The 6000-nt window shown below is 64.0% G+C and carries 4 protein-coding genes; all 4 read left to right on the forward strand.

Features of this window, described 5'->3' with window-relative positions:
• Positions 1 to 619 precede the first annotated feature (619 nt).
• Positions 620 to 2017, forward strand: coding sequence for a Cna B-type domain-containing protein (locus CZ322_RS10445; RefSeq protein WP_459543370.1), 1398 nt, complete (start codon positions 620 to 622; stop codon positions 2015 to 2017).
• The gene (gene codB, locus CZ322_RS02070; RefSeq protein WP_087070014.1) at positions 1971 to 3374 is read left to right on the forward strand and encodes a cytosine permease; all 1404 of its coding nucleotides are present in this window, start codon (positions 1971 to 1973) and stop codon (positions 3372 to 3374) included. Before CZ322_RS10445 ends, codB begins: the two co-directional genes overlap by 47 nt.
• Before the next feature lie 51 nt (positions 3375 to 3425).
• Positions 3426 to 4775: a cytosine deaminase gene (gene codA / locus CZ322_RS02075; protein ID WP_087070015.1), complete on the forward strand. Its 1350-nt coding sequence runs from the start codon at positions 3426 to 3428 to the stop codon at positions 4773 to 4775.
• A gap of 737 nt (positions 4776 to 5512) precedes the next feature.
• Positions 5513 to 6000: IS110 family transposase (locus CZ322_RS02080; RefSeq protein WP_143231898.1), on the forward strand; the 488-nt coding region annotated here is incomplete at its 3' end.

Genomic DNA, 6000 nt, shown 5'->3' on the forward strand with positions numbered 1-6000 from the left:
CACCATGAGCGGCGGCGAAGTCCGCGGGAACTCCAATGGCATATTCAGGGGCCAGGGTGGCGGTATTCATATCACCGGTGGTGAGGCGAAGTTCACCGGTGGAATCATCACCGGAAATGAGTCCACCGTAGCCGGCGGAGGTCTGCATACATCTCAAGCCACTGTCACTTTGGCCGGGACCTCGTTCACGAATAACATCTCCGGCGAATCCGGTGGTGCGCTCGCCTTCCGGTCGAATAGCCAGGTCACTCTCACCGCCGGGCTTATTAGCGGAAATACGTCCCGCGGATTCTGGGGCGGTGCCGGTATTTACAACGAGAAAGGCTCCACTCTCACCATCCACAACGCGGTTATCCGCAATAATGAGATCGCGGAAATGCGGCTGGTCGGAGCTGGCAACCGCCCGCCGAGCCCTCAGGGCGGCGGGGTGTGGAACTGCCCCACCGGCCGGACCACTATGAATATCACCCGAGGCGTGGCTATTTTCGATAATTCCGCGCCCGATGCTGGAACAGAGAAGCAATACAAGGGCGCCGGCGATGACTTCTTCAGCGTTGCCAAACACGAATTCGATAACCCGACGCCCGTTGCGGGCCAGCCGGTTGTGGTAAGCGAGCGGATGCTCGGCGGTTCCCCGCGCGCCTGGTTCCAGGATGGCTCCGCCTACGGCATTCACACTAATTGGCCCGCGGAGAAACAGCTGCTGCGTTACCAGGAAGGCGGGCAAAATACCCCGGTTCCCTTCGGCCAACCCATTAATGACAATAAGGCTTTCAAGTCGGTGCCGAGCGCGGAGGCAAAAGCCCTGGCTGGGCAGCTAGCTAGCGTTATTATCGAAAACAATCACGCCACCGGCATTGGCATTAGCGGCGGCGGCATCGCCAATAACGGCGAGCTGATTTTCGGCGAGGATGACATCTGGACCCTGCGCGTCACGAAGGCCTGGGAGGGCGACGACGCCGCCACCCGCCCCGAGTCCATCACGCTGGACGTGCTGGTCGGCGGGCACAAACTCCAGGAAATCACCCTCACGGCCGCACAGCAGTGGACGGCCGAGATCGCGAACTTCCCCAACCCGGCCACGCTCATCGACGCGGCCACCGGCAAGCAACTCCCCATCGAGTTCCGCGAACACGGCGCGGAAAATTCCCCGTACACGCTGCGCACCACCGCCACCACGGCGGACGACGGCGCGAAGCTCTACACGGTGGCACTCACCAACACCATGTCCACCGAGGTTTCGGTGGCGAAGAAATGGAACGACGACGCCGCGCCTGCCGGGCTGCGCCCCGATAAGGTCACGGTGGAACTCCTGGATGCGGGCCAGCCGGTGGGTCAGAGCTTGGAGCTGAGCGCCGCGGGTGGATGGACCGGGAAGTTCACGGATCTCCCGGTGTACCGCGAGGGCCGCAAGGCGGTGTACTCAGTACGCGAAGTGCAGGTTCCTGGATACACAAGCGTGATCAGCGGGGATGCGGCCAGCGGGTACGTCATCACGAATACTCATACACCGCCGCCACCCACCACGGAGCCGCCGGCGCCGCCAACAACTCCGCCGGCGCCACCAACGACGGAGCCTCCGACTCCGCCAACCACGCCGCCTACTCCGAGCGTGCCGCCGACGACGGAACCGCCCGCTCCGCCGACCACTCCCCCGGTGCCGCCCACGGTGCCGCCGAGCACGCCTCCGGTAACTCCACCGGCCAGCACCCCGCCGAGCACCCCTCCGGCGAATCCGCCGCGGATTGTGCGCACCGGTAGCGACGCTCGTTCCGGAGCGGCCCTCGCAGCCACCGCGCTCGTGGCGGGCCCCGGGATCCTGGCCCGGCGCCCCCCCCCCCCCGCGCGCCCAGCGCGCCCCGCGCCCGCTCACCCGGGGGGGACANCCTCCGCCCCGGGAGAGGAATATGCTATTGGCAATTTGAGCCAAAATCAGGCAGGCTCAGGAAAATTCGGAGGCACACTCACTCATGTCCGTGACGGAAACGAAAATCCCGACCGCCACTCAACCGATTGATCACCCTATCGATGGGAATCTCACCATTCCCGCCAGTTCCGGAATTCCCGATAATCCCGGCCTTTCCGGTATTCCTGATTCCGCAGGAGTTAACAACCGGCCGGACGAGGATTTCTCATTCGGAGTTGTTCCCACTTCAAGCCGACGTTCCTTTTGGGCCGTCGGCTTTGTTATGCTCGGCTTCACTTTCTTCTCCGCGTCCATGTCCGTCGGAGCGAAGCTCGGCATCGGCCTAGACCTGGGCGGCTTCATCGCCGCGGTCTCCATCGGCGGCGCGATCCTGGCCACCTTCACCGGGGCGCTGGCCTACGTGGGCGCGAAAACCGGGATGGGCGTGGACGAACTCGCCCGCCACTCCTTCGGCCGCTTCGGCTCCTTCCTCCCCTCCTTCCTCATCGCCTTCACCCAAATGGGCTGGTTCGGCGTGGGCGTGGCCATGTTCGCCATCCCGACCGCGGAAATCCTCAATATTAACCCCTGGCCGATTGTGCTCATCGCCGGCGGCCTCATGACCGCCTCGGCCTACTACGGCATCAAGGCCATCGAAATCGTGTCCTTCATCTCCGTGCCGCTTATCGCGGGCCTCGGTACCTACTCGATGGTGACCGCCACGGTGGACGGCGGCGGGCTCACCCGCATCTTCGCGAACACCAACGGCATGCCGGTCATGGTGGGAGTTGGCCTGGTGGTCGGCTCGTTTATCTCCGGCGGCTCGGCCACCCCGAACTTCACCCGCTTCGCCGGCTCCGCGAAATCCGCGGTTATTACCACCGTCATCGCCTTCCTGCTGGGCAATACCCTCATGTTCTCCTTCGGCGCGGTGGGCGGGGCCTTCACCGGCAAGGACGACATCTTCTACGTCATGATCGCCCAGGGCCTGGCCATCCCCGCCCTCATCGTGCTGGGCGCGAATATTTGGACCACGAATAACAACGCCCTCTACACCACCGGCCTGGGCTTCGCGAATATGACGAAGCGCCCCAAGAAGCCGCTGGTCATCATCGCCGGCATCCTCGGCACCCTGTGCGCGCTGTGGCTCTACGACAACTTCGTGGGCTGGCTGAGCTTCCTCAACGCCACCCTGCCCCCGATTGGCACCGTGCTGGTGGCCGACTACTTCGCCAACCGCCGCGCCTACCAGGCCATCGTGGAGGCCGTGGAAACCGGGCGAATTTCCGCCGCGGATACCTCGAATACCTCGGCGACCCGCGCGGTGGCCTGGCCCGCGGTGATCGCGGTGGCGGCCGGGGCGCTGGTGGGCTGGACCATCCCGGTGGGGATTGCCTCGCTCAACGCTATCGTGGCCACGCTGGCCGTGTTCTTCGCTGGCCGCGGCGTCGTCGCAAAAATGAAGTAAGCGCCCGCGCGCTGCACCGTAACGTATCGCACGCACCCGAAAGGAGCACCCGTGAGCACCCAGATTTTCCGAAATCTGCGCGTCGAAAACGCTGAGCACCTCTCCGATATCACCGTGACCGACGGCGTCATTACCGCGATCACGCCCGCCGGGCCGGTTGCCGGTTCCGCCGCAAGTCCCGCCGGGACCGGTTCGCGTGACGGCGCCGGTTCGCCCGCCCCCGTTTCCGGCACCCCCGTTTCCGGTACGACGGCGCAGCCGAGCCACGCGCCGGCCGCCACCGTCCGCGACTTTGGCGGGCGCCTGGCCCTGCCGCCCATCGTGGAATCCCACGTGCACCTGGACACCACAATGACCGAAGGTGACCCGCACCCCAACGAATCGGGCACCCTCTTCGAGGGCATCGAAATTTGGTCGCAACGCAAGGCGAAGCTCACGGTGGAGGACGTCAAGGAGCGCGCCATGCGGGCGATCCGCCAGCAGGTACGTTTCGGCATCCAGTACATCCGCTCCCACGTGGATATCAACGACCCGAACCTCACCGCGCTGCGCGCCCTGCTCGAACTGCGCGAGGAACTACGCGACCGCGTCACCTTGCAGCTGGTGGCCTTCCCGCAGGAGGGCATCGAATCCTATCCGCACGGGCGCGAACTGCTGCGCACCGCCGCCGAGCTGGGCGTAGACGCCATCGGCGCCATCCCGCATTACGAATTCACGCGCGAATACTCGGTGAGCTCGCTGAATTACGCGGTGGGCCTCGCGCAGGAATTCAACCTCCTCATGGACGTGCATTGTGATGAGATCGACGACGGCGCTTCGCGCGGCCTGGAAACCCTGGCGACTCGGGCCTACGAGGCGGGTATCGGGGAGAAGGTCACGGCCTCGCATACCACGGCGATGCATTCGTATAACAATGCCTATTTCATTCGGCTGCTGCGACTGCTCAAGATGAGCGGAATCAATTTTGTATCCAATCCGATGGTCAATACCCACCTGCAGGGGCGCACGGATACCTATCCGAAGCGCCGCGGGGTGACCCGGGTCAAGGAGCTGACGGAGGCGGGTATCAACGTGTCTTTCGGGCAGGACGATATCGTCGATCCGTGGAATCCGCTGGGCACGGGCTCGCTGCGCGACGTGACCCTCATCGGGCTGTACGTGACCCAGATGATGGGGGCCTCGCAGATCGATCATTCCTATCGCTTCATCACCCATAACGGCGCGCGCACCCTCCACCTGCCCGATTACGGCATCAAGGTGGGTAATCCCGCGAACTTCATCGTGCTGGGGGCGCAGTCCTGGCGCGAGGCCCTGGCTTTCCACGCCCCGGTGCTGGCTTCCTACCGGCGCGGCGAGCTGCTTTTCGAGTCCACTGAGCCGGAGCGCGCCTGGCATTTGTAGGCGGTTGGTTGTGCGCCGCGCGCGGCGCGCGCTTCGCGCGGGCACGGCGGCGCGCGGGCCTTTTTCTCCCGGACCCTCGGCCGAGTGACAGGCCGGGGGTTCGGTGAATTTAAGCCGGTGGGCGGGCCTGCGAACGACAGGCACCGACCGCCCACCATCACGCCGGCTTACAAAGTGGTACTGGAGCTACAGCCAACACCCGGTTTTCTGTCGTGGAGTACCACTCTGTCAGGCCCGATGCTCTCCAGTACCACTCTGTCACCGCACCGCGGGCCTGGTGGCCAGCCACCACCCGGAGCCGATCTGGCAACTGGCGGCCCAGGCCCGTCCAGCCCGGGCCCGTCCAGCCCGCCCCGAAAACAAAGTGCGCATAAGAGCACCGTTTCGGAGCGATTTCGTGTCTCTTACGCGCTGTGAGACTTGTGTGTAGCTGATCTGGGATCGGCTGGCAGGATAGATCATAGCCACGGTGGCGTGCCCCGCTTACGCGCTGACCTGCCCGCACCAGGCCTAAACAGCCTGGAAAACACGCGGGAGTGTCTTGGAAGTGACATGGCCGCCACCATGGCTATGGCCTGTCCCGGCCGGTTCATACTGGCCTGATTAGAAGCACGTCCACCAAGAGTGTGACTCTCCACAGTGATGCCGATGAACCAACCCTGAAAAGGAAAACGAACTCCCGCCAGGGCGCCGGGACAGACACCCGATAGACACAACCAAGAAAGGGCTGTATCCACATGGCAATTGTCGCACACCACTACACATACGTCATCGGGGTGGACACCCACGCGAAAAAACACGTGTTCTCCATCCTGGAATGCCCCACCGGCATCGAGGTCATCAACCAGGCCTTCGCGAACACCACGCCCGGGCATACCCGAGCCGCCACCTGGATCACGAAACACGCCACTAAGGACACCGCTAATGTGCTTATCGTGGTGGAAGGCACTGCCTCGTATGGGGCCACCCTCACCCGTTTCCTTCAAGGCAAGGGCTATACCGTGGTGGAAGCACCCCGCCCGGACGGGAAGGGCCGCTACCAACCTAAAACCGATAAGATCGATGCCTACCACATCGCCTGGCGGGCCTTGAAACTCGAGGAAAACGCCCTGACCATCCCCAGGCAAGGCACAGAGCGTGAAGCCTTACGTATCCTCATGGCAAGCCGGCGCCAACTCACACGCACGAAAACCGCGCAAATAAACGCCCTAACCGCACTCGTGCG

Origin of the sequence: Actinotignum timonense, from assembly GCF_900155575.1 — a bacterium.
GTDB lineage: Bacteria > Actinomycetota > Actinomycetes > Actinomycetales > Actinomycetaceae > Actinotignum > Actinotignum timonense.